Source organism: Microbacterium murale (genome assembly GCF_014635185.1).
Taxonomy (GTDB): domain Bacteria; phylum Actinomycetota; class Actinomycetes; order Actinomycetales; family Microbacteriaceae; genus Microbacterium; species Microbacterium murale.
Map to the genome: position 1 here is coordinate 464,933 of NZ_BMCM01000003.1, position 26,750 is coordinate 491,682.

General features: G+C 66.0%; 30 protein-coding genes, 1 tRNA gene and 1 other RNA gene. 9 read left to right on the forward strand and 23 right to left on the reverse strand.

Translation table 11 applies throughout. The features are described from left to right. Positions 1 to 73: 73 nt before the first annotated feature. Genes IEV67_RS11835 through IEV67_RS11875 form a run of 9 tightly spaced genes read right to left on the reverse strand, consistent with a single transcriptional unit; the run spans position 74 to position 8,720 of the window. Positions 74 to 985 (reverse strand): alpha/beta fold hydrolase, encoded by a 912-nt coding sequence (locus IEV67_RS11835; RefSeq protein WP_188436761.1) that lies wholly within the window; start codon positions 983 to 985, stop codon positions 74 to 76. After that, on the reverse strand, positions 982 to 1,734 hold the full coding sequence (locus IEV67_RS11840) for a 3-hydroxybutyrate dehydrogenase (protein ID WP_188436762.1): 753 nt from the start codon (positions 1,732 to 1,734) through the stop codon (positions 982 to 984). The genes IEV67_RS11835 and IEV67_RS11840 overlap by 4 nt, the downstream gene beginning before the upstream one ends. After that, positions 1,727 to 2,461 (reverse strand): TetR/AcrR family transcriptional regulator, encoded by a 735-nt coding sequence (locus IEV67_RS11845; protein ID WP_188436763.1) that lies wholly within the window; start codon positions 2,459 to 2,461, stop codon positions 1,727 to 1,729. The genes IEV67_RS11840 and IEV67_RS11845 overlap by 8 nt, the downstream gene beginning before the upstream one ends. Beyond that, positions 2,458 to 4,023 (reverse strand): class I adenylate-forming enzyme family protein, encoded by a 1,566-nt coding sequence (locus IEV67_RS11850; RefSeq protein WP_229703049.1) that lies wholly within the window; start codon positions 4,021 to 4,023, stop codon positions 2,458 to 2,460. Before IEV67_RS11850 ends, IEV67_RS11845 begins: the two co-directional genes overlap by 4 nt. 8 nt (positions 4,024 to 4,031) lie before the next feature. Continuing rightward, positions 4,032 to 5,138, reverse strand: coding sequence for a branched-chain amino acid ABC transporter permease (locus tag IEV67_RS11855; protein ID WP_229703051.1), 1,107 nt, complete (start codon positions 5,136 to 5,138; stop codon positions 4,032 to 4,034). Then, complete coding sequence (locus tag IEV67_RS11860; RefSeq protein ID WP_188436766.1) at positions 5,138 to 6,013, reverse strand: branched-chain amino acid ABC transporter permease; 876 nt, start codon at positions 6,011 to 6,013, stop codon at positions 5,138 to 5,140. Before IEV67_RS11860 ends, IEV67_RS11855 begins: the two co-directional genes overlap by 1 nt. Further along, entirely contained in the window at positions 6,010 to 6,720 is a 711-nt protein-coding gene (locus IEV67_RS11865) for an ABC transporter ATP-binding protein (RefSeq protein ID WP_188436767.1), read from the reverse strand. Before IEV67_RS11865 ends, IEV67_RS11860 begins: the two co-directional genes overlap by 4 nt. Then, positions 6,717 to 7,508: an ABC transporter ATP-binding protein gene (locus tag IEV67_RS11870; RefSeq protein ID WP_188436768.1), complete on the reverse strand. Its 792-nt coding sequence runs from the start codon at positions 7,506 to 7,508 to the stop codon at positions 6,717 to 6,719. The genes IEV67_RS11865 and IEV67_RS11870 overlap by 4 nt, the downstream gene beginning before the upstream one ends. Positions 7,509 to 7,526: 18 nt before the next feature. Then, entirely contained in the window at positions 7,527 to 8,720 is a 1,194-nt protein-coding gene (locus IEV67_RS11875; RefSeq protein ID WP_188436769.1) for a substrate-binding domain-containing protein, read from the reverse strand. 132 nt (positions 8,721 to 8,852) lie between these two features. On the opposite strand from IEV67_RS11875, the gene IEV67_RS11880 reads away from it, so the two are divergent. The 5 genes from IEV67_RS11880 to IEV67_RS11900 are packed head-to-tail and all read left to right on the forward strand — an operon-like array spanning position 8,853 to position 12,394. After that, complete coding sequence (locus tag IEV67_RS11880; protein ID WP_188436770.1) at positions 8,853 to 9,329, forward strand: MarR family winged helix-turn-helix transcriptional regulator; 477 nt, start codon at positions 8,853 to 8,855, stop codon at positions 9,327 to 9,329. Next, positions 9,326 to 10,558: an MFS transporter gene (locus IEV67_RS11885; RefSeq protein ID WP_188436771.1), complete on the forward strand. Its 1,233-nt coding sequence runs from the start codon at positions 9,326 to 9,328 to the stop codon at positions 10,556 to 10,558. Before IEV67_RS11880 ends, IEV67_RS11885 begins: the two co-directional genes overlap by 4 nt. A gap of 34 nt (positions 10,559 to 10,592) precedes the next feature. Beyond that, positions 10,593 to 11,075 carry a YbaK/EbsC family protein gene (locus tag IEV67_RS11890; protein WP_188436772.1) on the forward strand — a complete coding sequence of 161 codons (483 nt, stop codon included), beginning with the start codon at positions 10,593 to 10,595 and terminating at the stop codon, positions 11,073 to 11,075. Between the two features lie 34 nt (positions 11,076 to 11,109). Beyond that, a complete protein-coding gene (locus IEV67_RS11895; protein WP_188436773.1) occupies positions 11,110 to 11,949 on the forward strand; it encodes an SDR family NAD(P)-dependent oxidoreductase in 840 nt (279 codons plus the stop codon). A 4-nt stretch (positions 11,950 to 11,953) separates the two neighbouring features. Beyond that, the gene (locus IEV67_RS11900; protein WP_188436774.1) at positions 11,954 to 12,394 is read left to right on the forward strand and encodes a hypothetical protein; all 441 of its coding nucleotides are present in this window, start codon (positions 11,954 to 11,956) and stop codon (positions 12,392 to 12,394) included. 89 nt (positions 12,395 to 12,483) lie between these two features. On the opposite strand, the gene IEV67_RS11905 is transcribed toward IEV67_RS11900, so the two are convergent. Further along, positions 12,484 to 12,556: transfer RNA gene (locus IEV67_RS11905), tRNA-Lys, on the reverse strand. Positions 12,557 to 12,659: 103 nt separating this feature from the next. On the opposite strand from IEV67_RS11905, the gene IEV67_RS11910 reads away from it, so the two are divergent. Together IEV67_RS11910 and IEV67_RS11915 are read left to right on the forward strand one after the other, a co-directional pair. Then, the gene (locus IEV67_RS11910; RefSeq protein ID WP_188436775.1) at positions 12,660 to 13,469 is read left to right on the forward strand and encodes an inositol monophosphatase family protein; all 810 of its coding nucleotides are present in this window, start codon (positions 12,660 to 12,662) and stop codon (positions 13,467 to 13,469) included. Positions 13,470 to 13,482: 13 nt separating this feature from the next. Next, a complete protein-coding gene (locus tag IEV67_RS11915) occupies positions 13,483 to 14,064 on the forward strand; it encodes a hypothetical protein (RefSeq protein ID WP_188436776.1) in 582 nt (193 codons plus the stop codon). 28 nt (positions 14,065 to 14,092) lie between these two features. On the opposite strand, the gene arr is transcribed toward IEV67_RS11915, so the two are convergent. Beyond that, positions 14,093 to 14,503, reverse strand: coding sequence for an NAD(+)--rifampin ADP-ribosyltransferase (gene arr, locus IEV67_RS11920; RefSeq protein ID WP_188436777.1), 411 nt, complete (start codon positions 14,501 to 14,503; stop codon positions 14,093 to 14,095). 94 nt (positions 14,504 to 14,597) lie between these two features. After that, positions 14,598 to 14,965, reverse strand: a transfer-messenger RNA (tmRNA) gene (gene ssrA / locus IEV67_RS11925). Between the two features lie 150 nt (positions 14,966 to 15,115). Here ssrA and IEV67_RS11930 point away from each other — a divergent pair. Next, positions 15,116 to 15,778, forward strand: a complete 663-nt coding sequence (locus IEV67_RS11930; protein ID WP_188436778.1) for an SIMPL domain-containing protein — start codon at positions 15,116 to 15,118, stop codon at positions 15,776 to 15,778. Positions 15,779 to 15,793: 15 nt separating this feature from the next. On the opposite strand, the gene hflX is transcribed toward IEV67_RS11930, so the two are convergent. Then, on the reverse strand, positions 15,794 to 17,314 hold the full coding sequence (gene hflX, locus IEV67_RS11935; RefSeq protein WP_188436779.1) for a GTPase HflX: 1,521 nt from the start codon (positions 17,312 to 17,314) through the stop codon (positions 15,794 to 15,796). Between the two features lie 59 nt (positions 17,315 to 17,373). Here hflX and IEV67_RS11940 point away from each other — a divergent pair, with 59 nt between their 5' ends. Then, complete coding sequence (locus IEV67_RS11940) at positions 17,374 to 18,015, forward strand: class I SAM-dependent methyltransferase (protein ID WP_188436780.1); 642 nt, start codon at positions 17,374 to 17,376, stop codon at positions 18,013 to 18,015. Between the two features lie 16 nt (positions 18,016 to 18,031). Here the strand turns inward: IEV67_RS11940 and IEV67_RS11945 are convergent, their stop codons facing one another. From IEV67_RS11945 to IEV67_RS11990, 10 genes are all read right to left on the reverse strand, one after another. After that, positions 18,032 to 19,414: an LLM class flavin-dependent oxidoreductase gene (locus IEV67_RS11945; RefSeq protein ID WP_188436781.1), complete on the reverse strand. Its 1,383-nt coding sequence runs from the start codon at positions 19,412 to 19,414 to the stop codon at positions 18,032 to 18,034. Between the two features lie 80 nt (positions 19,415 to 19,494). Beyond that, positions 19,495 to 20,367: a diaminopimelate epimerase gene (dapF, locus tag IEV67_RS11950; protein ID WP_188436782.1), complete on the reverse strand. Its 873-nt coding sequence runs from the start codon at positions 20,365 to 20,367 to the stop codon at positions 19,495 to 19,497. Between the two features lie 28 nt (positions 20,368 to 20,395). Continuing rightward, on the reverse strand, positions 20,396 to 20,857 hold the full coding sequence (locus IEV67_RS11955; protein WP_229703053.1) for a GNAT family acetyltransferase: 462 nt from the start codon (positions 20,855 to 20,857) through the stop codon (positions 20,396 to 20,398). Between the two features lie 26 nt (positions 20,858 to 20,883). After that, positions 20,884 to 21,411 (reverse strand): dihydrofolate reductase family protein, encoded by a 528-nt coding sequence (locus IEV67_RS11960; protein WP_188436783.1) that lies wholly within the window; start codon positions 21,409 to 21,411, stop codon positions 20,884 to 20,886. 29 nt (positions 21,412 to 21,440) lie between these two features. Further along, entirely contained in the window at positions 21,441 to 22,343 is a 903-nt protein-coding gene (gene miaA / locus IEV67_RS11965; protein WP_188436784.1) for a tRNA (adenosine(37)-N6)-dimethylallyltransferase MiaA, read from the reverse strand. Between the two features lie 100 nt (positions 22,344 to 22,443). Beyond that, positions 22,444 to 23,994 (reverse strand): tRNA (N6-isopentenyl adenosine(37)-C2)-methylthiotransferase MiaB, encoded by a 1,551-nt coding sequence (gene miaB, locus IEV67_RS11970; RefSeq protein WP_188436785.1) that lies wholly within the window; start codon positions 23,992 to 23,994, stop codon positions 22,444 to 22,446. Positions 23,995 to 24,026: 32 nt separating this feature from the next. Continuing rightward, positions 24,027 to 24,779, reverse strand: coding sequence for a regulatory protein RecX (locus IEV67_RS11975; RefSeq protein WP_229703055.1), 753 nt, complete (start codon positions 24,777 to 24,779; stop codon positions 24,027 to 24,029). A 38-nt stretch (positions 24,780 to 24,817) separates the two neighbouring features. Next, on the reverse strand, positions 24,818 to 25,873 hold the full coding sequence (gene recA / locus IEV67_RS11980; protein ID WP_188436787.1) for a recombinase RecA: 1,056 nt from the start codon (positions 25,871 to 25,873) through the stop codon (positions 24,818 to 24,820). Between the two features lie 272 nt (positions 25,874 to 26,145). Further along, positions 26,146 to 26,370, reverse strand: a complete 225-nt coding sequence (locus IEV67_RS11985; protein WP_188436788.1) for a DUF3046 domain-containing protein — start codon at positions 26,368 to 26,370, stop codon at positions 26,146 to 26,148. Positions 26,371 to 26,396: 26 nt separating this feature from the next. Beyond that, the gene (locus IEV67_RS11990; RefSeq protein ID WP_188436789.1) at positions 26,397 to 26,705 is read right to left on the reverse strand and encodes a helix-turn-helix domain-containing protein; all 309 of its coding nucleotides are present in this window, start codon (positions 26,703 to 26,705) and stop codon (positions 26,397 to 26,399) included. Between the last annotated feature and the right edge of the window lie 45 nt (positions 26,706 to 26,750).

Here is a 26,750-nt window from a genome sequence, read left to right on the forward strand (position 1 = left end):
CGCACCCGCGCACCCGCGCACCCGCGCACCCGCGCACCCGCGCAGTCGCTCAGTCGCTCAGTCGCTCAATCTCTCAGGCGGCCGGAACCGCCCGCAGCTCGGCGCGGACGAGCGCACCCAGTGCGCGCGCACCGCGTGCGCTCATCACGACCGTGTAGTGATTCAGATCGTCCAGATGCTGGTGCCGCACACCAGGGTAGGCGTCGAGCAGCCTGCCCAGGTGCGCAGGCGCATACAGACCGGGCACCTCGTTCTGCAGTCCACGCGGTGCCGTCACCAGAAGCGTCTCGTGCCGCAGTCCGGACAGTGCCTCGGGCAGCGCCGACCCGGTGTTCAGGTCGATCGTGTCCTCCACCGTGGTCTGATAGCTCGTCGTCGGACGGAACTGATCCCCGTCCGGGCGCAGGTCGTATGCGATGTAGCGCTCGAGTTCCGCGCTCCAATCTGTGGCGAAGGCGGGATGGTGACGCCAGAACAGCTCCGTGTACTCCTCGACGTCCTTCCAGCGCTGCGACAGCCGATCGGCCGTGGCTCCGAGGATCAGTGAGACGAGCTGTGCAGGTTCTGCTCCAGCCGGCACATCCAACGGCAGGCCGCCGTCGACGAGGATGAGGCGCTCTACGCGCTGCGGATGACGATGCGCGAACACGACCGCCACGAATGCCCCCATGGAGTGCCCGACCACCGGCACCGAATCGGCACCGACGAAGTCGAGCACCGCCACCATGTCATCCGCGTGGGCGGCCATTCCCGCCTGACCTTCGACGCCGCGGCTCTCGCCGCGCCCACGAAGATCAGGAGCGATCACTCGAACGCCCGGCAGCTCGGCCACCACGAACGGCCACGCGAGGTGTGAGGACGTCACACCATGGATGGCGAGGACCGTCGGCGTGTGCTCGCCGGCGTCCACCGGATCCCAGACGCCGACCCGCAGTGAGCCACCGGAGACCGGCACATCGATCGTGCGATAGGTGTGGCTGTTCATCGGGAGCTCCATCCGCCGTCCATGGTGTACGAGGCGCCTGTGACCATGGCCGCGTGCGGCGATGCGAGCCAGCCGGCGAGTGACGCGACCTCGGCCGGGTCGACGAGACGCTTGATCGCGCTCTCGGTCAGCATCACCTTCTCGATGACCTCGTTCTCGGGGATGCCGTGGAGCTTCGCCTGATCTGCGATCTGCTTCTCGACGAGTGGCGTACGCACGTATCCGGGGTTGATGCAGTTGCTGGTCACGCCGTGCGGACCGCCTTCGAGGGCGGTGACCTTGGACAATCCCTCCAGCCCGTGCTTGGCCGCGACGTACGCCGACTTGTAAGCGCTGGCGCGAAGGCCGTGCACACTGGAGATGTTGATGATTCGGCCCCAACCTCGCTCGTACATGCCCGGAAGCGCGGCACGGATCAGCAGGAACGGCGCCTCCAGCATGATGCGCTGCACAGTGCGGAAGTCATCCGGGGCGAAGTCCTGGATCGGGCTGACCCGTTGGATCCCGGCGTTGTTCACCAGGATGTCGGCCTCGAGCGTCAGGTCGTCGAGCGCCACGGTGTCGGAGAGGTCGACCGACCAGACCTCGCCGCCCAGCGCAGCCGCGTGCTCCTCGGCGGCGGAACGATTCACGTCGGCGATGACGACGCGTGCGCCGCGGGAGGCGAACTCCTGCGCACATGCGAGGCCGATGCCGCTCGCTCCCCCGGTGATCACCGCACGTCGGCCGGTGAGATCCTGCTCAGTCATCGACTTCCTCCTCCGATGCAGCGTCTGCAACGCGCGCGGGATGTGCGGGGTGATCGGGACTCCGCACGCCGTCAGGACGCAGAGCGTTTCCGATGAAGCGCGTCATTCCATCGAGAACGGCCGGATCGATCGCAGCAGGCGGCCGGCCGGAGTCGTCGCGCTCCCAGAGCAGATACCGCATCCCGATCAGCTCACCGGCGCCCATGAGCGCCCACGCGGAGACTTCGGGGTCGAGCAGCGGGTCGACGTCGCCGGACGACTGCGCGGCGCACAGGCCGGCGCGGTACCCCTCGACGATGCGTTCGTAGTGCAGTCTCAAGGTCGCGGGCGAGACGAACTCCGCTTCGCGCACGACGCGGTACAGCGCGGGATGTGCTGCCGTGAAGCGGAAGAAGCCCTCGAAACCGAGGCGCTCCGCCTCGATCCTGTCCTTCGCCTCGGCCATCGACTGCGACATGGCATGACGCACGCGTCGATTGAGATCGATGACGAGAGCCTCGAAGATCGTCTGCTTGCTGTCGAAGTAGAGGTAGAACGTGCCCAGTGCGACGCCGGCGCCTTCCGTGATCTTCACGATCGACGCCTCGTGGTAGCCGAGGTCGGCGAACACCGTCTCGGCGGCCTCCAGGAGCTTTCGACGCGTGGCCTCGCCGCGCTTGGTCAGTGGTCGGCCGGTGGCAGGTGACACATAGCCGTCCGCGGCTACCGTCTCGACGGAATCAGTCATCGGGGCCTTCTTTCTGATGCAGTGACCGTCTCGTGCGCGGTGCCGCCGCTGTCCATGATCCGTGCAGCGGCCGTCCGCAGCGCGGAGCGGGCCACCTTCTCGATCGTCGATCGCGGCAGCTCCTCGACGAACACGATCCGAGCGGGAAGTTTGAAGGCGGCGAGCCGTTCACGGACGAATGCGAGCAGCTCATCCGTCGACACGGCGTCACTCGTCACGACGAAGGCGACACCGCGCTCGCCCCACACCGGGTCGGCCGCACCGACGACGGCGACAGCGGTGACGAGCGGGTGCGCTCCGAAGGCGCGCTCGACCTCGGCCGGGGCGACGTTCTCACCACCCGAGACGTAGATCTCCTTCAGTCGATCGACGATGCGGTACACGCCGGCGGCATCGCGCTGGGCGAGATCGCCCGTGCGCAGCCAGGATTCGGATCGTGCACGCGCCGTTGCATCCGGGTCGTCGAGGTACTCCGCGAAGGTGCTCGGGCCGCGCACCCACAGCTCCCCCGTCGCCGGACCGTCGAGTTCGAGCTCGGTCTCCACGTCGACGAGTCTGACCTCGACCGACGGATACGGTCGCCCGACCGCACCGGGATGCTCCGCGAACTCCGCAGCGGGCAACGTCAGCACGTTGGGACCGGCCTCGGTGAGGCCGTAACCCTGTGTGAAGGCGATGTCACGAGCGGCCCATGACTGCGCGGTGTCGATCGGCATGGTCGCGCCGCCGACCAGCACGTGACGCAGCGATGAGAGATCTGCGTCGGCCCACCCTGCTGACTCCTGCAGCATCCGGTACTGGGTGGGAACGCCCATCATCGTGGTGATCCTGCGCCTGCTGATCAGCTGCAGCACGCGTCCGGGCTGGAACGACCGTTCGAGCACGACGGTCGCGCCGGACCACCACGCCAGCAGGGGCTGCACGTTCCAGGCAGCGACGTGGTACTGCGGAAGCATCGAGAGCACCACATCCGTCGGCAGCATCGGCATGGCCTGCGCGAGCGCCATGTTCGTCCAGAAGCAGTTCTGATGCGTGAGCACCACGCCCTTGGGCGCTGCCTCGCTTCCCGAGGTGAAGATGACCAGCAACGGATCGTCATCGCGCACGGCGCGCACGGGAACCGGTGAACGCGACGGCGGCACATGGGCTTCCACGCCTGCGACTCCGAGGTAGCCGTGCGCAGGCGCATCGTCGAGCATCCTCAACGCGGTCTCGGCGAGTGCGACGTGTTCGTCCTCCACCAGCACGAGCCCAGGACGGCTGCGCCGGATGAGCTCTGCGATCTCTGTCGGGGTGAGCCGCCAGGAGAGCGGGACGAAGGCGATCCCGAGGAAGGCGCACGCGAAGAACGCGACCACGTGATCGGCCGAGCTCCCCGACACCGTCACGATGCGTCCGCCGGCGCCGTGACCGGCATCCGTCAGTCGACTGGCCAGGCTCTCCGCACGCGAGGCGAGCGTCGCATAGTCCGTCGCCACACCACGATCGTCGATCGCGATCTTGCTCGGGTTCGATGCCGCGCGATCGCGCAGCCACCGGCCGATCGTGTGCGGTCCGTCCATCTCACGATTCATCGCGCCCCCACTCCTGCGCCGACGGATTCGCTTTCGTCGAGAGCGCCCAGTGATCCTGCGGCCACGGCAGCAGCACCACGGCGCCGACGACGCCAGCTGTCGACCGTGCCCGCGATTCCACCAGGGAGGAACATCACGACGAGGATGAAGAGCAGCCCCAGAAGGAACAGCGGCTCGGAGAGCGGGATGCGCAGGAAGTCCGGCAGCGCCTGGATCCCTTCGGCGCGGGCGAGGACCGTGAGCCGCTGATCGAGGATCGTGTAGAGCACGCCTCCCACGATCGCACCCCATCGGAATCCGACACCACCGAGCACGACCATGACCAGCACGGTGATCGTCAGATCCGCACCCACCGCACTCGGCTGAGTGCCGGATTGGAGAAGCAGATACGCGATTCCGGCCAGGCTCGCGCATACGGCCGCGATCACGAAGACGAGGAGCTTGGCGCGGGCGGGACGAAGTCCGAGCACCTGCACGCGCAGTTCGTTCTCACGTGAGGCCGCGGCGAGGTGACCGAGACGCGAGGTGTCGACCCAGAGCACGATCAGGTAGACGATCACGAGAACGATCAGGGCGAACCAGTAGAGGTTGCGGGTGTTGATGACGCCGACCAGCCAATCCGGCACGCTGTCGGTGTTGAGTCCCAGTCCTTCCTCACCGCCGGTGACCTTCTGGTTGCGGCGCACGAGCACGGATCCGGCCTGAGCGAAGGCCAGTGTCACCATCGCGAACGGGATGCCGTCGACCCGCATCGCCACGGCACCGGTGACGAGCGCGATCACCATACCGCCGATCAGGGCGAGGAAGACGCCGGGCCACAACGGCATCGCGAAGGCCCGAAGCAGGATTCCGAGACCGTATGCGCCGGCTCCGAAATAGAGCGCATGCCCGAACGACAGCATTCCCGCGGTGCCGAGCAGCAGGTTGTACGACAGTGCGAGGGCTGCGAACACCATGCACAGTGACAGCAGCGCGAGCGATCCCGGTGTGTAGGTCGGACCGGGAAGGATGCCAGGCAGCGAGATGTTCAGCAACGGCAGCAGCGCCATCACGATGATCAGCACGCCGCCCACGATCACCGGCGCGAAACGCTTGATGCTCATCATGCTCGCCTTCCCATCAGACCCGCCGGTCTCACCAGCAGTACGACGGCGAGCAGGATCACGACGATGAAATCACCTGTGCCGCCGAGATATGTGTTGGCGATCTGCTGCAGCACCGCGACCAGCACCGAGGCGACGGCCGCGCCCGTGAGTGATCCGAGCCCGCCGACCACGGTCACGATGAACGCGAAGATCAGCAGCGTCGAACCCAGGTGGGCGGACACATAGGTCATGGCGTGCATGGCGAGCACGCCGCCGATGCCCGCTGCGGCTCCTCCGATCGCGAACACGAGGGTGAACGAGCGGCGCACGTCGATTCCGAGCGCCGTGACCATCGCTCGGTTCTCGACACCGGCGCGGATGATCATCCCGTAGCGCGTCTTCTTCAGGAAGAGCACCAGTGCGGCGAGCACGACCGCTGCGGCGATGATCAGCACCCAGTACTTGTTCGGGATGCTGGCGCCGAGGACGCTGGTCGTCTGACCGAGCCATGACGGTCCTGCGACCGTGATGGCATCCGTGCCCCAGATCCCCTCGAACAGCGCGATCGCCGCGAACGAGAGGCCGACTGTGACGAGGACCTGCTCGATGTGACGTTCGTAGAGGGGCCGGATGAGGATCAGCTCGGTGAGGGTGGCGAACACCGCGCCCACGACGCCGCCGACGAGGATCGAGAGCAGGAAGCCGGTCCAGGTGGAGGCCCCGATCGCCTGCGCGACTGCCCAGCCGACGAAGGCGCTGAGCGTGAGGAACGCGCCGTGTGCGAAGTTCAACACGTGCATGAGCCCGTAGATGAGGCTGAGTCCGCTCGCTACGAGGAAGTAGAGGGCGCCGAGTCCGACGCCGATGACGAGTGTGAGGACGAGTGCGCTCACTGGTGCACCTCCGCACTGACTCCGAGCAGGCGCCGAGTGAGGTCGGCGTCGTCGAGGATCTCCCTGGCGGGCCCGTTGTGCACGACGCGGCCGCCGGCGATCACCACCGCACCCGCTGCGAGCTGACGCACGACCTCGAGATTCTGCTCCACGAGCAGAATCGGCACGGTCTTGGCCGCCTCGGCGAGCGCTGCAGCCACCTCGTTCACGATCTTCGGTGCGAGGCCCTTCGTCGGCTCGTCCACGAGGATGATCCGATTGTCGTTGAGGAGAGCGCGCGCGACGGACACCATCTGCTGCTGTCCGCCGGAGAGCGTCCCGGCGCGCTGATCGCGCCGCTGCACGAGATCCGGGAAGAGCGCCGCCACGAAATCACGCCGGGGCGTGCCCTGGCGCTCCGCGAGAGCGAGATTCTCGGCGACGGTGAGGCCGGCGAACACCTCACGGTCCTCCGGCACGTAGCCGACACCGCGGCGCACGATCTTGTGAGTGGGCAGGTGGTCGATCCGTTCGCCGTCCAGCAGCACCTCTCCGCGTCGGGTGATGAGCCCGAGGATCCCCCGGAGCGTGGACGTCTTGCCTACGCCGTTGCGTCCCAGCACGGCCGTGATGCCTGTTGCCGGCACGTCGAAGGAGACGTTCTCCACGACCTGCTGTCCGGCGATCGAGGCGCGAAGCGAACGCACTTGCAGGATCGGCCCGCTCATGCGGCCGTCCCCGTTCCGAGATACGCGCTCTGGACCGTCGGGTTCTCCATGATGTTCTGGGGTGTGTCCAGAGCGATGATCGTGCCGAAGTACATCACCGCGACCAGATCGACGAGTCCCATCAGCACGTCGATGTGATGCTCGACCATCAGCACCGTGCAGCCCTTCTCGCGCTGCATCACGCGGATGTTGTCGACCAGGCCCGCGACGTCACCCGAGGCGACTCCGGCCATCGGTTCATCGAGCAGGACGAGACGGGAGTCGGTCGCGAGCAACGAGGCGATCTCCAGCTTGCGCTTGTCCCCATGGCTGATGTCGCCGGCGGGTGTGTCGAGACGCCCTGCGAGTCCGACGCGCTCCAAGACCGAGATCGCCTGTGTGGTTGCGGCGTCATCGCGGCGAGGGAACCGCAGCAGAGAATAGCTGCCTCCCTGCGCGGCCTGCACCGCGATGCGGACGTTCTCGAGGATGCTGAGCCTGGGGAACAGGCTCGATGTCTGGAAGGTGCGCCCCAGCCCTGCCCGCGCCCGACGCGGTACGGACAGGCCGGTGATGTCCTCGCCGTCGAGGAGGATCCGACCGGCAGTCGGCCGGATCACACCCGAGATCGCGTTGAACAGCGTGGTCTTTCCCGCGCCATTGGGTCCGATGACTCCGACGAGGGAGCCCGGTGCGATCTCGAGGTCGACGTCTTTGAGGATCATCGCTCCGCCGATCTGCAACCCGAGACCCTCGACACGCAGTGCGGCGCCGGCGGGCTTGGGATCAGGCAGGACTGGGGTGCTCATGAGATGTGCGCCTTCCGCTTACGGTGCGACGTCGGAGGCGTCGACGGTGTCGATGAGCTCCCCGGCGAATCCGTCACCATCGGCGACGAGCTTCGCCTGGTACATCTCCTGCAGGAGGGCGTGATCCTCGGCTCGTACGGTCGTCGTCCCCTTCGGTCCCTCGAACTCGAATCCTTCCAGCGCGGCGATCATGGCATCCACGTCTCCCTTGCCCTCCTTCACGGCCTGCACGAGCATGATTGCCGCGTTGAAGCCGTCGGGGCTGAACAGGTCCGGCGTGCCGCCTGCAGCTTCGATCGCCTCGATCATCGCGGTGTTCACCTCGTTGTCGGGGCCACCAGGGAAGTAATGGTTCAGGAAGTTGATCTTCTCGGAGGCGTCGCCGTAGGCGCCGAACGTCGCGGCATCGCCGAGACCGGTCACGACCGGGATGCTGTCGAGCACTCCCTGCTGGCTCATCGCCTGCCACATGGCGCCGGATGTGGCGCCGGCCCAGGCCACGAACACGAGATCGGGGTCGGTGCTCAGCACCTGCTGGGCGAACGGGGTGAACTCGGTGACGTCCTCAGCGACGAGCACCGGGGTCACGATTGCGCCCTTGCCACCGAGAATCGCCTCGACGGCTGCGACGTTGCCCTGACCGAACGCGTTGTTCTGCGCGAACACGGCGACATTCTTGCCCTCGATGTCATCGAGGAAGGTGCCGGCGGTGGCGACATCCTGTGCGGATTGGCGACCAGAGCGGAAGGTGTACTCGTTGACTCCCGTGATCGCGTCCGCTGCGGCGGGGCCCGAGATGAAGAGCACCTTGTTCTGCGCCGCCTGCTCTGCCACTGCGAGCGCGACACCGGAGGATGCGCTGCCGAGAAGGATGTTGACGCCTTCTCCGATGAGCTCCTTCGCTGCCGTCACAGCGGTGTCTGGGTCGCCTGCATCGTCGCGGTACTCGATGGAGATCTTCGTGCCGTCCACCTCACCTGTTCCGTCGGTGGCGTAGTCGAGCCCGGCTTTGAATGCCGTGAGGTACTGATCGCCGTATCCGGCGAGCGGACCTGTCTCGCTCGTGATCACACCGGCGGTGATCTCGGCGGGGCCGCCGCTTCCCTCTTCCGCGCCGTCGCCGCCGGTTGCGGCCTGCGGCGCACATGCCGCAAGAACGAGGGCGGCCGTGGCGACCACGGACCCGAGGAGCAACTTCTTCGTAACTCGCATGTGAATGCCTTTCGCCGTTGAAGGTCTTGGTGCGTAACCTGAAAGCTGATTCAGGTTATCTGAACGATAGGTCCTTGTGGCGAACCCGTCAAGTCGGACCCAATACATACCAGCCGGTATATACTGAATGGTATGCAACGTGACGAGATCATCCCCTCGATCGTCATCTCCGCCCATGCGCTCGCACGCATCGCGGCGCAGCAGGCGAACAATGACGCACCTTCCGCTCAGTGGCGGGTGCTCAGCATCCTGGAACGCGAGAACGGGCAACGCGTCGGTACGCTCGCGGCCGCCGGACGTACGACACAGCCTGGAATGACCCGGTTGCTCGGCGATCTGGAACGCGCCGAACTCGTCACCCGCACGGCAGACCCCGAGGACTCCCGAGCGACTGTGGTGCACATCACGGATGCCGGGCTCGCTGCGCTGCGCGGATGGCGCGACGAGTTCCGCATCACGCTCGCGCCGCACTTCGACGACCTGGACGTCGTCGACTGGGCGACGCTCACCCGTGCTGCGGAGATCCTCGCGGCGCACAGCACCGAACCGCGCCCGTCGTCACAATCGCCCACGTCAGAACCCCGTCCATCGTCAGGAGCCACCGAGTGAACGGCACCACTTCCACCGTGTCGATCTGGAAGCAGCCGGCGCAGGTGTGGGCGGTGGCGTTCGCCAGCGTCGTCGCATTCATGGGCATCGGTCTCGTCGACCCCATCCTTCCCGCGATCGCCGACTCCCTCCAAGCGAGTCCGACTCAGACAGAGTTGCTGTTCACCAGTTACCTGCTGGTCACCGGCGTCGCGATGCTGTTCACCAGTTGGATCTCGAGCCGCATCGGCGCGAAGGCGACGCTGATGATCGGACTCGCCCTCATCGTCGCCTTCGCGCTCGCGTGCGCCTTGAGCGGCAGCGTGGATGCGATCATCGGCTTCCGCGCCGGCTGGGGCCTGGGTAACGCGCTGTTCATCTCCACGGCGCTTGCGACGATCGTGGGTTCGGCATCCGGTGGAAGCGGTGCCGCGATCGTGCTGTACGAGGCAGCACTCGGCCTCGGAATCGCGATCGGGCCGCTGCTCGGAGGGCTTCTGGGCGAGGTCAGCTGGCGCGGACCGTTCTTCGGCGTGGTCGCGCTCATGGCCATCGCCTTCATCGCGATTCTCACACTGCTGCGTGGTCCGCAGGAGAGGCGCCAGCCCGTGCCGTTCTCCGCACCGTTCAAGGCGCTGCGTCGCCCTGCTCTCGCGATTCTCGCCGTCACCGCGCTGTTCTACAACATCGGGTTCTTCGTGCTGCTGGCGTTCTCGCCGTTCCCGCTCGGATTCGGCGCGATGGGCATCGGCTTCACGTTCTTCGGCTGGGGTGTCGCTCTGGCGATCACCAGCGTGTGGGTCGCCCCGTGGATGATGCGGCGGATGCGACGTACGACGGTCATCATGACTGTGCTGCCGCTGCTCGCGGTGGATCTGATCGTGGCCGGCTTCGTCGCCGAGATCGCTCCGGCACTCGTCACGTGCATCATCGTCGGCGGCCTGCTGCTGGGCGTGATGAACACCGTGCTCACCGAAGCCGTGATGGAGGCGACCGATCTGCCGCGCTCAGTCGCCTCGTCGGCGTACTCGGCCGTGCGCTTCATCGGCGGCGCGATCGCGCCGCCAGTGGCCGCCCTGCTGTGGCACGCGTTCAACTCCACGGTGCCGTACCTCTTCGCCGCCGCATCGGTATTGGTGGCGACGCTGACGATCTTCCTCGGCCGCAAGGTACTCGCGCACATCGACGATGAACCGGCGGATGCCGTGATCGAAGATGCTGAGGCGATCACGGTCGGCGACGCCGGCTGACCGACGCGCACCGCCGATTCGGTAGCGTGGGCCCATGAGTGCCCCAGACCTTCCCGAGCGCAGCATCATCGTCACGCAGCACCTCGCAGCAGCCGGTGTGGATGTGGACATTCGTGTGCTGCCCGATTCCGCGCGCACGGCGGCTGCGGCCGCCGAAGCGATCGGATGCGAGGTCGCGGCGATCGCCAACAGCCTGGTCCTCGTCGCAGACGGGGTACCGGTTCTGGTGATGACCAGCGGCGGGCATCGCGTCGACTTCGACGTGCTGCGCGAGAGCATTCACGCCGACGAGGTGGCCATGGCACCGGCATCCGTCGTTCGAGAAGCCACCGGGCAGGCCATCGGCGGTGTGGCGCCCGTCGGCCACCCGGTGCCGCTGACGACCTACATCGACAGGACGCTGGATGCGCATGACGAGATCTGGGCTGCGGCCGGCCATCCCCACACGGTGATGCCGTTGACGTTCGAGCTCCTCAAGACGCTCACCCGCGGCGAGATCATCGCTGTCACGAACTGACCGCGAGAGTGGCGGTCGAATCGAAGGAGAACAGTTGCGCGATCGCAAGACGGTGGTCATCACGGGAGCCAGCGATGGGATCGGTGCAGCCGCTGCGCGACGACTGCACGCTGACGGACATGAGGTCGTCGTCGTGGGGCGTTCCCGGGCGAAGACTCGTGCGATGGCAGCAGAGCTGAAGGCAGATCATCTCGAGGCCGACTACTCCCGGTTGGATGACGTGCGGGAACTGGCCGCTGCACTCGCCTCGCGGTATCCGCGGATCGACGTTCTCGCGAACAATGCGGGAGGCATGTTCGGTGCGAGAACCGAGACGGTCGACGGCTTCGAACAGACGTTCCAGGTGAACCATCTGGCCCCGTTCCTGCTCACGAATCTGCTGCAGGACGTGCTGCTCGCCAGCGGTGCCGCCGTCATCCAGACCTCAAGCGTCGCGGCTCGTCTGTTCGGCAGTGTCGACATGAGCGACCTCGACAGCCGCTGCGACTACACGCCGATGAAGGCATACGGCGCGGCCAAGCTGGCGAACATCCTCTTCACCCGCGAACTGCACAACCGCTTCCACCGTCGCGGACTGAACGCGGCCGCGTTTCATCCCGGGGTGATCGCTTCGGCGTTCGCGGCGGATACGAGCAGCAGGGCGATGGGCTTCCTGTACAACAACAGGTTCGCGCGCAGGTTCCTCGGAACGCCCGAATCCGGTGCCGACCAACTCGTGTGGCTGGCCGAGACGACCCCCGGCGAGGCATGGGTGCCAGGGCTCTACTACGAGAAGCGCTCCATCGCGGCGCGGGTGAACCCGCAGGGCACGAGGGATGACCTCGCTCATGAACTCTGGGAGCGAAGCGCGACGATGACAGGGCTGAGGAGCTGAGCGAATGGACGATCTGGCTGTCGGCACCTGGCACATCGTCGAATCGAGCCTGTCGCTGTGGCGATCACGGCATGATCCGACCGTGACGTACGGGGCGCTGCCGGACGGCTCGCTCGTCGACGTCGTCGCCTTCAGGTCCAGGCGCGGCGTGACGCGCCGGATCATCGGCATCGACCGACGCGGACCAGACGGCGGATGGCGCTGGCGGGGCGTCGGTCCGGTCACCCGTCTCGCGAGAAGCGATTGGCGATTCGTCGCGGGTGATGCGTCTGAAGGATGGGCGGTCACCGCGTTCGAACGAACACCCTTCACGAGCGCAGGCATCGATCTGTACTTCCGCTCACGGCATCCGTCGCTGGAGATGGTCGATCTCGCACGTCGCGCAGCATCCGCGGACCCTCGAGCACAGCGCTGGGCGCCCAGCCTGTTCCGAACGCAGCCCTGAACGCCTGCGCTCAGCGCAGCGTCGCGGCATCCGGAGCCTCAAAAGCAGAAAAGCCTCGAAGACTGGCGAGAGTCTACGAGGCTGATCCGTGCACCCCCAGGGACTTGAACCCTGAACCCATTGATTAAGAGTCAATTGCTCTGCCGATTGAGCTAGAGGTGCGTGGCCCGGTTTCCCCGGCCGAGGAATTACATTACCAGTCTCAGGGCGTCATGCGAAATCGAGCCAGCATTCGCGGGCACCCGATGCCGACTATCCTGAAGGGGTGACCGACTCCCCCGCAGCCGCCGATTTCACGAGCGATCTCGCACTCGCCCTCCGGCTGGCAGACGTCGCCGACGAGCAGTCCCTCCCCCGCTTCGATGCGGCCGACCTGAGGGTCTCGACGAAGGCCGATCGATCCCACGTGACGGATGCCGATCTCGCGACAGAACGCGCCATCCGCGCCCTGCTTGCCGAAGAACGTCCAGACGACGGCATCCTCGGCGAAGAATTCGGCACCGAAGGCGACACCCACCGTCAGTGGATCATCGACCCGATCGACGGCACCGCGAACTTCATGCGCGGGGTTCCGCTCTGGGGCACGATGATCTCGCTCGCCGTCGACGGCGTACCGCAGGTCGGCGTCGTCAGCATGCCGGCGCTGGGTCGCCGCTGGTGGGCGTCGACCGGCGCAGGCGCCTGGACGGCGACGGACGCCGCCCCTCGCCGCCTTGAGACATCGGCGGTGTCATCGTTGGACGATGCATCAGTGAGTTTTCAGAGCATCACGCAGTGGGCGGATGCTGGACAACTCGACACGCTCGTGCGCGTGGCCGATCGCGTCTGGCGTGACCGCGCCTACGGTGACGTCTACTCATACATGCTGCTTGCCGAGGGCCGTCTCGAGATGGTCGCGGAGTTCGACGTGAAAGAGTATGACATCGCCGCCGCTGTGCCGATCGTGCGCGAGTCAGGTGGTACATTCACCTCGTTCGACGGCCTCGACACGATCGCAGCCCGTTCGACGCTGGCCAGCAACGGCCTGCTGCACGACGCATTCCTCGACCTCACCCACGCGACCACGAATGCCTGACCCGAAAGCAGAGATGATCCGCCGTACATCCTTTGCCGCGCTCGCGGCCGTGACGATCGCACTGACGCTGTCGGCATGCTCCACCGCCGCCGCCGAGCCGGAATCGACTCCGACGTCGAAGCCGACCAAGACCACGACCCCGTCGCCTGAGCCCACACCGACATCGACACCGACACCTGAGCCGGAAGAGACTGCCGGCGCCGCGCCCACGTGCGAGACGATCATCGCACCCAGCACAATCGCCGCTCTGACCGAGCACGGCTGGACCTATCGGGAGCACGAGTTCCGCTTCGGCGACCACGTCGTCGACGGCGGCATCCAATGCGTCTGGGGCGACTACACGGTGCCGTCGGACCATGTCCAGGTGTTCGGGTGGGCTCCGGTCGATCAGGCGGCTTCCAGCGCCGGTCAGCAGAAGCTTCTCGACGACGGATGGCAGCGCGCCGATTCCGATGGGCACGTGTACATCACCGAGAACCCCGAGACCGCGATGTCCCCCGACCAGGACGGGTTCGGTATGACGTACGAGTTCGGTGACGGTTGGGTGAAAGTCGCCGACACGCGGCGGGGCCTCGTGCTGGTCGAGTTCGACTGACCTGCACGACGCCGCGCCTGAAGCGTGGTCAGTTGATGATCTCGCCCCGCTCGTCCGCGCGAAGCACCGCGAGCCGGTCTCTCCACGACTGAAGTGCGTCGGGTGTGAGCCGTGCCCAGTCCGTGATCTCGCCGATCACCCTGAGCGGGGCGCTGCTGCGGTACGACCGGGTGGGGTTGCCGGGGAACTTCTTGTCCGTGACATTCGGATCGTTCTCGAACGCACCTGTCGGTTCGACCAGATAGACACGCGGCACGCCCTCGCCGGCGGCGAGCTCCGCAGCGAGCCCTGCGCCATCGCGCAGCGCCGTGAAGTAGATGTGGTTCATCACCACTTCCGGCCGATAGTTCGAATGAAATCCCGCGGTCAGGAGATCGTCCGCCTGAACATCGGCCTTCGTACCGTGGTAGAACGGTCCGTCATCCAGTACGTCGCTCACGAGCACAGCATACGCAGACCCGCCGCGAGAAACAGAGAAGCCTCTCGCTGCCGTGAGAACACGGAAGCGAGAGGCTTCGCACAGTGACAGCGGTTTGTGGAGCTGGGGGGAATCGAACCCCCGTCCAACGCTGAGTACCCACGGCTTCTCCGGGCGCAGTCTGTGCAGACGTTCTACTCGGCTCCGACCTTTGTCACAGACACCTAAGTCGACGAGCCCAGCCTGGGAAGAGTCCCGTGTGACGTCCAGACGCCGTCACACAGCAAGATTCCTAGATGACGCCAGGATCCGTATCGGAATCACATACGGCCTGACGGACTCGAGCTCGCTTATGCAGCGAGGGCGAAGTCGTTGCGCTTTGTTTCGGCAACTATTGTTTTGCAGGGGGCGTTCACGAGATAACCCTGCATCCTCGGCCCGCTTCACGTGAATTCACAAGCACTGTCGAAACCGATCAGCCCCGTGTGTCTTCTTTCGAAGGAACCACTGTCACTCTGTGTATTTATCACCTCGGATGCCGAAGCACCCGAGCATCACAGAATACAACGGATACGCACTTCATGCTATTCCGCGACCGGTCCGATGAGGATGGGCTGGCGTAGAGTCGCTCCCATGAGCGATGTCACCATCACTGTCCGCGGCGAGCACGAAACCCGCCTGGCACCCGAGCGCGCCACGATCCGCGTCACGGTACGCGCCGAAGGCGCGGAGCGCGCATCGGTGGTCGACCAGGTGATGCGATTGTCCGAACCGCTGCGGACGAGCATCACCGAGCGCAAGGATGCCGGCACCGTGGCCGAGTGGACCAGCAAGCGGCTCGCCGTGAGCGCAGAACGGCCCTGGAACAACGAGGGCAAGCGCCTCGCGCTGGTCTACCGCGCGAGCGTCGACTTCAGCGCGACGTTCACCGATCCGTCCGAGCTCTCCATCTGGGTGTCGGACATCTCCGCCTGGGACGGCGTCGAGGTCGGCTGGGTGGATTGGCACCTCACCCCCGAGACCCGTGCCCGTGTCGAACGCGATGTCGCCTCCTCAGCCGTGAGCGTCGCTGTCGCCCGCGCGGAGGCGTACGCCACCGCGCTGGGCCTCACCGATGTCACGCCCCTCGAGATCGCCGACGTCGGTCTCATCTCGCATGGCCAGGCACCAGGCGCCCCTCAGATGCTGAAAGCACGCGGCGCCGCATTCGTTGCCGATTCAGCACCGTCGATGGAGTACGAGCCCGACGAGATCGTCGTGTCAGCGACAGTGGAGGCACGCTTCAACGCCCATTGACCGGCTCAGGCGTGCTCAGACCGCGAACTGCGCCAGTTCTGCCGCCAGCCGCTCCGAGACGTGCGCACGGACATCGGTGCCTTTCTCGCCATGCTCCGCCGACAGCAGCATCCCGGTCTCGTGGATCGCCGCGACGAGATCGCCACGGTCGTACGGCACGAGTGCATGCACCTCGACGGCCGGTTTCGGCAGCGCCTCGTCGAGCGCGGCCCGCAGCTCTTCGATGCCCTCACCGGACCGTGACGATACGAAGTGCGCGCGTGGCTCGAGGCCCTGCAGCACCAGTCGATCGTCGTCCGAGATGAGATCGGCCTTGTTGAAGACGACGATCTCAGGAAGGTCGCGCACTCCGACGTCACCCATCACGTCGCGGACGGTCTGCAACTGCCCTGCAGGGTCGGGGTGCGATCCATCCACGACGTGCAGCACGATGTCGGCCTCGCCGACCTCTTCCAGCGTGGAACGGAACGCCTCGACGAGCTGATGCGGCAGGTTGCGCACGAAGCCGACCGTGTCGGTGAACGTGTAGACCCGACCGTCAGAGGTCTCGGCGCGCCGCACCGTGGCATCCAGAGTCGCGAACAACGCGTTCTCGACCAGCACGCCCGCACTGGTCAGCGCGTTGAGCAGACTCGATTTCCCGGCGTTCGTGTACCCGGCGATCGCCACAGAGGGAATCGTGTTGCGCTTGCGCTCGGCGCGCTTGGCCTCACGCGCCGGCCCGAAGTCACGGATCTGACGACGCAGCAGCGCCATCTTCGTGCGGATGCGGCGGCGATCCAGTTCGATCTTCGTCTCACCTGGTCCGCGCGAACCCATGCCCGCACCGCCGGCGCCGACCTGTCCACCTGCCTGCCTGCTCATCGAGTCACCCCAGCCGCGCAGACGCGGCAGCAGGTACTCGAGCTGCGCCAGTTCGACCTGCGCCTTGCCCTCGCGACTCTTGGCATGCTGACTGAAGATGTCGAGGATCACAGTCGTACGGTCGATGACCTTCACCTTGACGACATCTTCCAGCGCACGCCGCTGGCTGGGCGCGAGTTCCGTGTCGGCAATGACGGTGTCAGCACCCGTGGCTGCGACGAGGTCCTTGAGCTCCTGGGCCTTGCCGCGGCCCAGGTATGTGGCGGGGTCCGGATTCGGACGTCGCTGCAGCACGGCGTCGAGTACCACGGCACCTGCCGTCTCGGCGAGGGCTGCGAGCTCGCGAAGCGAGTTCTCGGCATCCGTCTGGGCGCCCTGCGGATACACGCCGACGAGCACGACGTTCTCGAGTCGCAACTGTCGATACTCGACCTCGGTGACGTCTTCGAGTTCCGTCGAGAGGCCGGCGACACGACGCAGGGCGTGACGATCCTCCAGATCCCACTGATCGCCGTCTCGATCCGAATACGCCGCCGTGGCGGAGTCCTGCAGCGCCTGTGCGGCGCCGAAGACCCGCGCCTGGGTGCGCGGCTGCGCGCTTGCGAGCACCCGATCCAGTCTCTCGTCGTCGAGTGTCTGCTCAGTGCTTGTCTCGTCTGTGGCTTTCGTCATCCTCTGCCTTCTGTGTCCGACGCCTTAACCTTAACCCTGCTGTCCGGTACGCTCGCCGTATGGGGTCTGATCACTACTTCACTGCGGCCCCGGCAAGCGCGGAGAACCTGCGAACCATTCGCGTGACGCTCGCAGATCGTGAACTCGAAGTGACCACCGCCGGTGGCGTCTTCAGCCCCGACCGCGTCGATGCCGGCACCGCAGTCCTCTTCGCCAACATGCCTCCGCTGCCGCCGAGCGGTAATTTCCTCGACCTCGGAAGCGGCTGGGGCCCCATCAGCATCACGATGGCTCTCACCTCGCCGCACGCCACGGTGTGGGCTGTCGACGTGAATGAGCGGGCGCTGGACCTCGTCCGTCGAAATGCCGAAGCTCTCGGCATCACCAATGTCAACGCCGTGCTGCCCGATGATGTTCCCGACGACATCGTGTTCCGGACCATCCGCTCGAATCCGCCGATCAGAGTGGGCAAGGACGTGCTGCACGACATGCTCGAACGGTGGATACCGCGTCTGGACGAGCGCAGCGATGCGTGGCTCGTCGTGCAGCGCAATCTCGGCGCCGATTCGCTCCAGCGATGGCTCGGAGCGACCTTCCACCCCGGGTACAGCGTCTTCCGCACGGCGACGGGCAAGGGATATCGCGTGCTCAAGGTGCGAAAGCACGGCAACCCTCCGACGGAGCCGATCGCCCTCACCTGAGCGCCGGCCGAGCAGGTCAGACCTTGGCTGTGCGGCGCAGGCTGTAGCCCGCACCACGATGCTCATCCGGCAACCGGTCGCCGCGTCCGTGCAGCTTGTGACGAAGCGTCCCTGGAACGTACTCGGTCTGGTACACGCCGCGGCGCTGCAACTCGGGCACGATGAACTCGACGATGTCCTCGAACGTTCCGGGAGTGATCGCGTAGGCGAGGTTGAATCCGTCGACGTCGGTCTCCTCGACCCACTCCTGAAGGAAGTCGGCGACCTCTTCGGGCGAGCCGACCACGCGCGGACCGAGACCGCCGATGTTGCCCAGTCGGGCGATATCGCGGACCTTCCATTCCTTGCCGTCGTCGTTCGCCTGCTGGAAATTCGCCACGGTCGACTGGATCGCGTTGCTCTTGACGTTGCCGATCGGCTCGTCGAGATCGAACTGCGACAGGTCGATGCCCATCCATCCCGACATGAACACCAGCGCGCCCTCATCACTGGCGTACTGCAGGTAGTCCTCGTGCTTGGCGTGCGCCTTCTCGCTCGTCTCGTCGGTGATGATCGTCAGGAGCGTGTAGATCTTCGCGGAATAGCGGTCGCGACCGGCGGCTTCGAGCGCGTCGCGGATGCGCTTCACCGTTCCCGCGAGCACCGTCTTGGTGGGTGCGGCGACGAAGATCGCCTCGGCGTTGCCTGCCGCGAATGCGATGCCGCGCGGTGATGCGCCGGCCTGGAAGATCACCGGCGTTCGCTGCGGCGACGGTTCGGAGATGTGGATGCCGGGAACAGTGAAGTGCTCACCGTGATGACCGATCTCATGGACCTTGGCCGGATCGGTGAACACCCCGGATTCACGGTCGCGGATGACCGCATCGTCCTCCCATGAGCCCTCCCACAGCTTGTACGTGACCTCGAGGTACTCGTCGGCGACGTCGTAGCGCTGGTCGTGCTCCAGTTGGTCGTCGTGCCCCATGTTGCGGGCCGCGGACGGCAGGTAACCGGTGACGACGTTCCAGCCGACCCGGCCGTTCGTCAGGTGATCGAGGGTCGACATGCGACGGGCGAATGGATACGGGTGTTCATACGCTGTGCCCGCGGTGACGCCGAAGCCCAGATGATCGGTGACGGCGGCCATGGCGCTCACCAGCAGAACGGGATCGTTCACGGGCACCTGGGCGCCGTGGCGGATCGCGGCTTCATTGGAGCCGCCGTACACGTCGTACGTACCGAGGACGTCGGCGATGAACAGACCATCGAAGTTGCCGCGCTCGAGGAGCTTCGCGAGCTCAGTCCAGTAGCCGAGTTCCTTGTAGCGCGCCGACTGATCGAGCGGGTGCCGCCACATCCCGGAGGACTGGTGCGCCACGCAGTTCATGTCGAACGCGTTGAAGCGGATCTGCTTGCTCATACGCACCATCGTGAGCCACGACACGCCTGGATTTCTTCTCGGCTGTAATCCGACGACTCAATCGTCGGCGCCCGAGCGGCTCACACGAGATCGACGGTGCCGCTGTAGACGAGCTGCGCCGGCCCTGAAAGCGCGACGTGCTCACCGTCTTCTGCGGGGAACATCCGCACGCCAAGCGTGCCCCCTGGTACTTCGACACTCCAGTTGTCCGGGGCGCGGTCGCCTGCCCAGTAGCGCACGGCGAGAGCGGCCGCTGCGACACCGGTACCGCAGCTGAGCGTCTCCCCCACCCCTCGCTCGAACACGCGCATCCTGACGTGGCCGATGCCGTCGCGCACGAGGGGTTCTCCCGGGACGACGAATTCCACGTTCGCGCCTGCGGGCAGGGCAGGCTCGAGTTCCGGGATGTACTCGAGTTCAAGACTGTCGAGTTCTTCGTCCGATGCGAGGGCGACGACGACATGCGGGTTGCCGACATCGATCCCGAGGCCGGGGCGAGCGACATCTAGGCCGCGCGCCTTCGCGAGCGGGTCATCCCCTGACAGGCGCCAGCGTCCCAGATCCACCTGATACCCGGTGCCGCTGCTCGTCACATCACGCACACCGGCGCGGGTGCCGATCGGCAGAGTCGTACCGGGTTCGATCACCGCGAGGCCGGCACCGACCAGATAGTGCGCGAAGACGCGGATGCCGTTGCCGCACATCTCGGCGATCGATCCGTCGGCGTTTCGATAGTCCATGAACCATTCGGCAGCGGGTTCCTCAGCGAGCGCTGCCGCACCCTCCGGAAGAGCTGCAGAGCGCACCACGCGGAGGATTCCGTCAGCGCCGATGCCGAAGTGCCGATCGCAGAGCACTGCGACCTGCGCGGGCGTGAGATCCAGCTCACCATCGGCGTCAGGGATGATGACGAAATCGTTGCCGGTACCGTGCCCCTTGGTGAATGCGACCATGCGAACAGTCTAGAGAGGGTCGGAGTGTCTAGCTCTCGTCCGCGATCAGCCTCTTGCCGGTGTTCGAGACCTCGAACCGCTCGTAGCCGAGCTGATCGTAGAAGCCGAGCACCGCTTCATTGTCTGCTCGAACCATCAGCTGCACCTTCGGGCAGCCCATCTCGAGCAGGAGCCGCTCTGCCTCGACCACCAGTCCCCGACCGATCCCCGAGCCTCGGAGTTCGGGCGCCGACGCCAGGTAATAGAGCCATCCGCGGTGACCGTCGTACCCCGCCATCACCGTGCCGACGACACGAGGCGGACCGTCATGCGCGCCGGGAGTCTCGGCGACGATGAAGAGTTTCGGCTGCACCTTCAGCTTGCGCTCGATGTCCTGGTACGGGTCGTTCCACGGGCGTGTCAGTCCCACATCGTGCCACAATTCGACGACAGCATCCGTGTCGCCACGCTCGAAGGCACGAATCGCCCAGGCCGCACTGTTCCCACTCACCTGATCGAGGCTAGCGAACCCATCGATCAGTCACGAACCACGCGGTAACGGCCGCACATGAAGTTGCGGTTGCGCGCCACGTCAAGCAGTTCGAGGTCGAGCGTTCGCGGCAGCAACGGCGCTCCGCCGCCGAGGGTGACCGGCGCGAACTGCACCCAGATCTCGTCGAGGAGCCCGGCATCGGCGAACTGGCCGGCCAGGTCACCACCGCCGACCACCCACAGGTCTTTACCATCTGCGGCCGCGGTCATCGCGGCGTGCACCTCGGGGATCGCATCCCGGGTGAGGGTCACATCGGCGCCGTCGGGAATCGTCAGCTCGCGATGGGTGAACACCCACGACGGCTGCGTGTATCCCCAACGACCCTGCTCATGATCGAGTACCCACTCGTACGTGGCTGCTCCCATCGCCAGCGCGCCGATCGTCTTCTCGAACTGCTGATAGGCCATCGGTCCTTCGGCATCGACGTCTTGCTTCAGCAGCCAGTCGAGTGAGTGCTCTTGCGTCGCGATGAAGCCGTCAAGACTGGAGGCGGTGAAGAAATGCGTGCTCATCACTCCATGATGAAGGCGGGCACCGACATTCAGCCGATCAGCTCTGCGGGATCGCGTCCCGGGGAGAGCCAAGTGAGCTCTGGGTAGCGTTTGAACCACGACACCTGGCGGCGCGCGTAGCGACGGGTCAACGATTGGGTCGCGGCAACGGCCTCGGCCTCGGTCACCTCGCCCTTCAACTGCGCCAGCGCCTGCGCATAGCCGATCGCGCGACCGGCGGTGACGCCCTCTTCCAGACCCTGCTGACGCAGATGCTCGACCTCTTCCAGCATCCCGTCCGCCCACATCCGCTCGACCCGCCTGTCGAGACGTTCGACCAGTTCGGGTCTGTCGACGTGGAGCCCCAGGATGCGAGTGGTCGGGTGCCAGAGCTCAGGAGCCTCCGGCAGAGCGGCACCGTGAGTCTTCTGGCCCTGCTCGAGCACTTCCAGTGCGCGAATGACCCGGCGCCCGTTCTTCGGATCTATTCGTGCGGCAGTGGCGGCGTCCGCAGCCTCAAGACGCGCGAACAGCGCAGCGGGACCATGCGTCTCCAGGTCGCGTTCGAGACGCGCTCGCGCCTCGGCGTCGCGTGGAGGAAAGCGGAAGTCGAAGATGACGCTCGAGATGTAGAGGCCGGAGCCGCCCACCAGGATCGCGTCACCGCCGCGGGAATGGATGCTCTCGATCGCGGTGCGCGCGAACGGCTGATACCAGGCGACGGCTGCCTCATCGCGGACATCGCGGACGTCGAAAAGGTGATGAGGGATGCCACGACGCTCGGCCATGGGGAGCTTGGCCGTACCGATGTCCATGCCCCGGTACAGCTGCATCGCGTCGGCATTGACGATCTCGGCCGGATTGCCGCGTTCGCGCAGCTGCTCTGCGAGGGTCAGCGCGAGGTCGCTCTTGCCTGTTCCTGTCGCGCCGACGACCGCCCACAGGCGGGTCATCCTCTTCGCCGCTTCATCGAGACCCCGCCTTGGTGCCGAAACCTCACGCTGTTCACGACTGCGACCTGGGGTCTCGACACGAACCTGGGGTCTCGGGGAGTCAGACACCGACGCGGAGCGTGGGAAGACCGAGCGACACCGCGCGCGGCGCACCGGCGTCTCCGGCCGGAGCCGGAACTCCGCACGACTCCGCCTGTGCGCGATCCCACGCGTCTCCACCCCTGGTGCGCCGGATGCGCAGCGGAGCGCCGCTCGCGTCGTCGGCCAGAAGGTGGAACGGCGCGCCGTGCGTGATCGTGACGGTCACCACGTCGCCGGGACGCGGGATCTCGGATCCCTCGGTGACCTCGAAATGCACCAGGCGGTTGTCCTCAGCGCGACCGGTGAGGCGGTGCGTCTCGGCGTCCTTCTTGCCTTCGCCGACGGAGACGAGCACCTCGACCTCGCGGCCGACCTGCTTCTGATTCTCTTCCAGCGCGATGCGCTCCTGGAGGGCGAGAAGCCGGTTGTACCGCTCCTGCACCACCTCTTTGGGCACCTGGTCTTCCATGGTCGCGGCGGGAGTGCCTTCGCGGATGGAGTACTGGAATGTGAACGCGTTGGCGAAGCGTGCCTGCTCCACGACGCGCATGGTGTCTTCGAAGTCCTCGTCGGTCTCACCGGGGAACCCGACGATGATGTCGGTCGAGATCGCGGCATGCGGCATCCGTTCGCGAACACGATCGAGGATGCCGAGGAACTTCGAGCTGCGGTACGAACGACGCATCGCCTTGAGCACGCGGTCGCTGCCCGACTGCAGCGGCATGTGCAGCTGAGGCATGACCGCCGGTGTCTCCGCCATGGCGTCGATGACGTCGTCGGTGAAGGCGGCCGGGTGCGGGCTGGTGAACCGGATGCGCTCGAGCCCGTCGATCTCGCCGGCGGCGCGCAGCAGCTTGCCGAAGGCCTGACGATCCCCGAACTCGACGCCGTACGAGTTCACGTTCTGACCGAGCAGCGTGACCTCGATCGCGCCGTCTTCCACGAGCAGGCGGATCTCGTTCAGAATGTCGCCGGGGCGACGGTCCTTCTCCTTGCCACGCAGGCTCGGCACGATGCAGAAGGTGCAGGTGTTGTTGCAGCCGACCGAGATCGACACCCATCCGCTGTGGGCGGAGTCGCGCTTGGTCGGCAGCGTCGAGGGGAACACCTCGAGGGATTCGAGGATCTCGAGTTCGGCGTCGCCGTTGTGGCGTGCGCGTTCGAGCAGTCCGGGCAGCGAGCCCATGTTGTGTGTTCCGAACACGACGTCGACCCAGGGTGCCTTGTCGAGGACCGCGTCCTTGTCCATCTGCGCGAGGCAGCCGCCGACGGCGATCTGCATGCCCTCCTTGCGACGCTTGACGGATGCCAGGTGCCCGAGCGTGCCGTAGAGCTTGCCCGCAGCGTTGTCACGAACCGCGCACGTGTTGATGATGACGACATCCGCCTCCGCGCCGGATTCGGCCCGGAGGTAGCCTGCGCTCTCCAACGACCCCGACAGTCGCTCGGAGTCGTGCACATTCATCTGGCACCCGAAGGTACGCACCTCATAGGTCCGCTGACGTCCGTCGGCGTCGACGGCCGCCGACGAGGCCTGGATGATCGTCGGTTCGCTGCTGAGGATAGTCATGGTGAACCCATTCTACGAGCGATCCGGCCGAGTCACTCCGAGTCGACGAACCGCACGCCGCTGCTCGGCTTTCCCAGCGACGCTTCAGTCAGCGCCGTCCTCGCCGCACTCATGGCGACGGACCCGCCGTATCCGCGCCGCGCGAGCTGGCCCATGAGTCGCCGAAGCGCGGTCTCGAAGTCGAGCCGAGCCATCGAACGCGCCTTGGTCCTGGCGAATTCCAATGCACGTTCGGCGTCGTCGTCCGGCAGATCGCCGAGCGCGGCGTCGATCGCATCACGCGGGATGCCACGCTGGGCCAAAGCCCTCGACAGCGCCACGCGCCCCTGCCCCTTGCGCTCGATACCGGAGATCACCAGCTGCTCGGCGAGGATCGCGTCGTCTAGGTATCCGCGTCGGCAGAAGTCGTCGATCACATCGTCGATCTGGGAGCGATCGAGATCGTGACCGCGCAGCACCTGCCGCGCCTCTGAGATCGACAGCGAGCGCGCCCGGAGCTTGCGGACCAGTGACTCCTCACCGACCCGACGGATCTCGTCCGGGTCGCGCTCAGGTTCCTGCTCCCCCGACTGTTCAGCGCTGGAGCGCATCCCCCGCAGTCTGGGTGGCGCCTTCTCGCGTCCGGGGGTCCGGTCGACAGGCTCTGCAGGCTCAGACTCGGACGACTCGATCCGTGACAGCGCTGGCCGAGCAGGATCGGTCTCCGTCGGGCCCGACGGTGCGACGTCAGCCCCGGCGGACGACGACGAGGCCGATGCGACCTTGCCGCCGAAGAGCGGAATCACGGGGGCGAGGCGAGCCTCGCCCCCGTCACCGACAGTCATCAGGCCGGAACGCGCTGCGTGAGCTCGTCCGCAGCCTCAGGAGCGGCATCGGCGACTGCTCCGCCGATGCCGAGCTTCTGCTTGATCTTCGTCTCGATCTCCAAGGCGACATCAGCGTTCTTGATGAGGAACGAACGCGCGTTCTCCTTGCCCTGTCCCAGCTGATCGCCGTCGTAGGTGTACCACGAGCCCGACTTCTTCACGAGGCCATGCTCCACACCGAAATCGATGAGGCTGCCCTCGCGCGAGATGCCGGTTCCGTACAGAATGTCGAACTCCGCCTGCTTGAAGGGGGGCGCCATCTTGTTCTTCACGACCTTGACACGGGTGCGGTTTCCCACCGCCTCGGTTCCGTCCTTCATCGTCTCGATGCGACGGATGTCGAGTCGAACCGACGCGTAGAACTTCAGCGCCTTTCCGCCGGCCGTCGTCTCAGGAGACCCGAAGAAGACACCGATCTTCTCGCGCAGCTGGTTGATGAAGATCATGGTGGTGTTGGTCTGGCTCAGACCACCCGTGAGCTTCCGGAGCGCCTGTGACATGAGTCGCGCCTGCAGACCCACATGCGAGTCGCCCATCTCTCCCTCGATCTCGGCGCGCGGAACCAGCGCGGCGACCGAGTCGATGACGATGAGGTCGATGGCACCGGAACGCACGAGCATGTCGGCGATCTCGAGTGCCTGCTCCCCGGTATCCGGCTGAGAGACCAGGAGCGCGTCGATGTCGACCCCGAGCTTCTTCGCGTACTCAGGATCAAGCGCATGCTCGGCGTCGATGAAGGCGGCGATACCGCCACCTCGCTGCGCGTTGGCGATCGCGTGCAGCGTCAATGTCGTCTTACCCGATGACTCAGGGCCGTAGATCTCGACGATGCGACCGCGCGGCAGGCCGCCGACACCGAGAGCGACGTCGAGGGCGATCGAACCGGTGGGGATGACGGCGACCGGCGCACGCTCATCACTGCCCAGCCGCATGACTGAACCCTTACCGAACTGACGATCGATCTGGGCGAGGGCTGATTCCAGGGACTTCTCGCGGTCTGCGGGTGATGGCATAATGTGCTCCTATGTGTTCGCGTGGTGCCGCCTGTAGGCTGTCGCGGCCACCCCGACTGGGGCGAACTCTCCGACAAGGCGTATGGCTTTTCGGCCTGTCTTCACCGTAGGAGCGACCTCCGACATTGCATCGGCGGTCCCACGAACTGGGGATGACATCACCTCGAAACCACTTGTGCAGAACGTTACGCGCACTTCGAACACATCTTCGACGACACGCCGATCAGATGCAAGCCGAACACGATCAGAGGAACGAGTTCAGCGCGACGGGATCAGCGCCTGCGCGGCTCAAGCCGACCGACGCCATAGCGGCGCTCGGGCGGGACATCGGTCTCCGCGCAGAGCGCAAGCCAGATCTCGCGGGGAGCGATCCCCGCGTCGAGCGCCTCGTCCGCCGTCCGGTTGCCGAGCGCGTCCAGAACGAGATCCGTCTTCAGCATGGATGCGCGCGCACCGAACTCGAGATCGACCGCGCGAAGGAACTCACTGCGCCGCATTGAAGGTCTACCCGAGAAGCCGCAGGTCAGTGCAGCGAGAGTTCAGGCTCGATGGACGCGACCAGGTCGTCCGGGACGACATCAGGGAAGACCTGGATGCCCTCGAGGACAGAGATGCGGTCGCCCACCTCACGCATGATGATCGAGATGGGCACGTCGAGCGCTTCGGCGACCGAAGCGAGAATCTCGCTCGAAGCCTCCTTCTGACCGCGCTCGACCTCGCTGAGATATCCGAGCGCCACGGAGGCCTTGCTCGCGACCTGCCGGAGCGTGCGCCCCTTCTGCAGGCGGAAGTCCCTCAGCACATCGCCGATTTCCTGTCGTACAAGAATCATCGGAACCTCCTCTCGATTCCCCTCATCGGAGCAAGCTCCGAACGG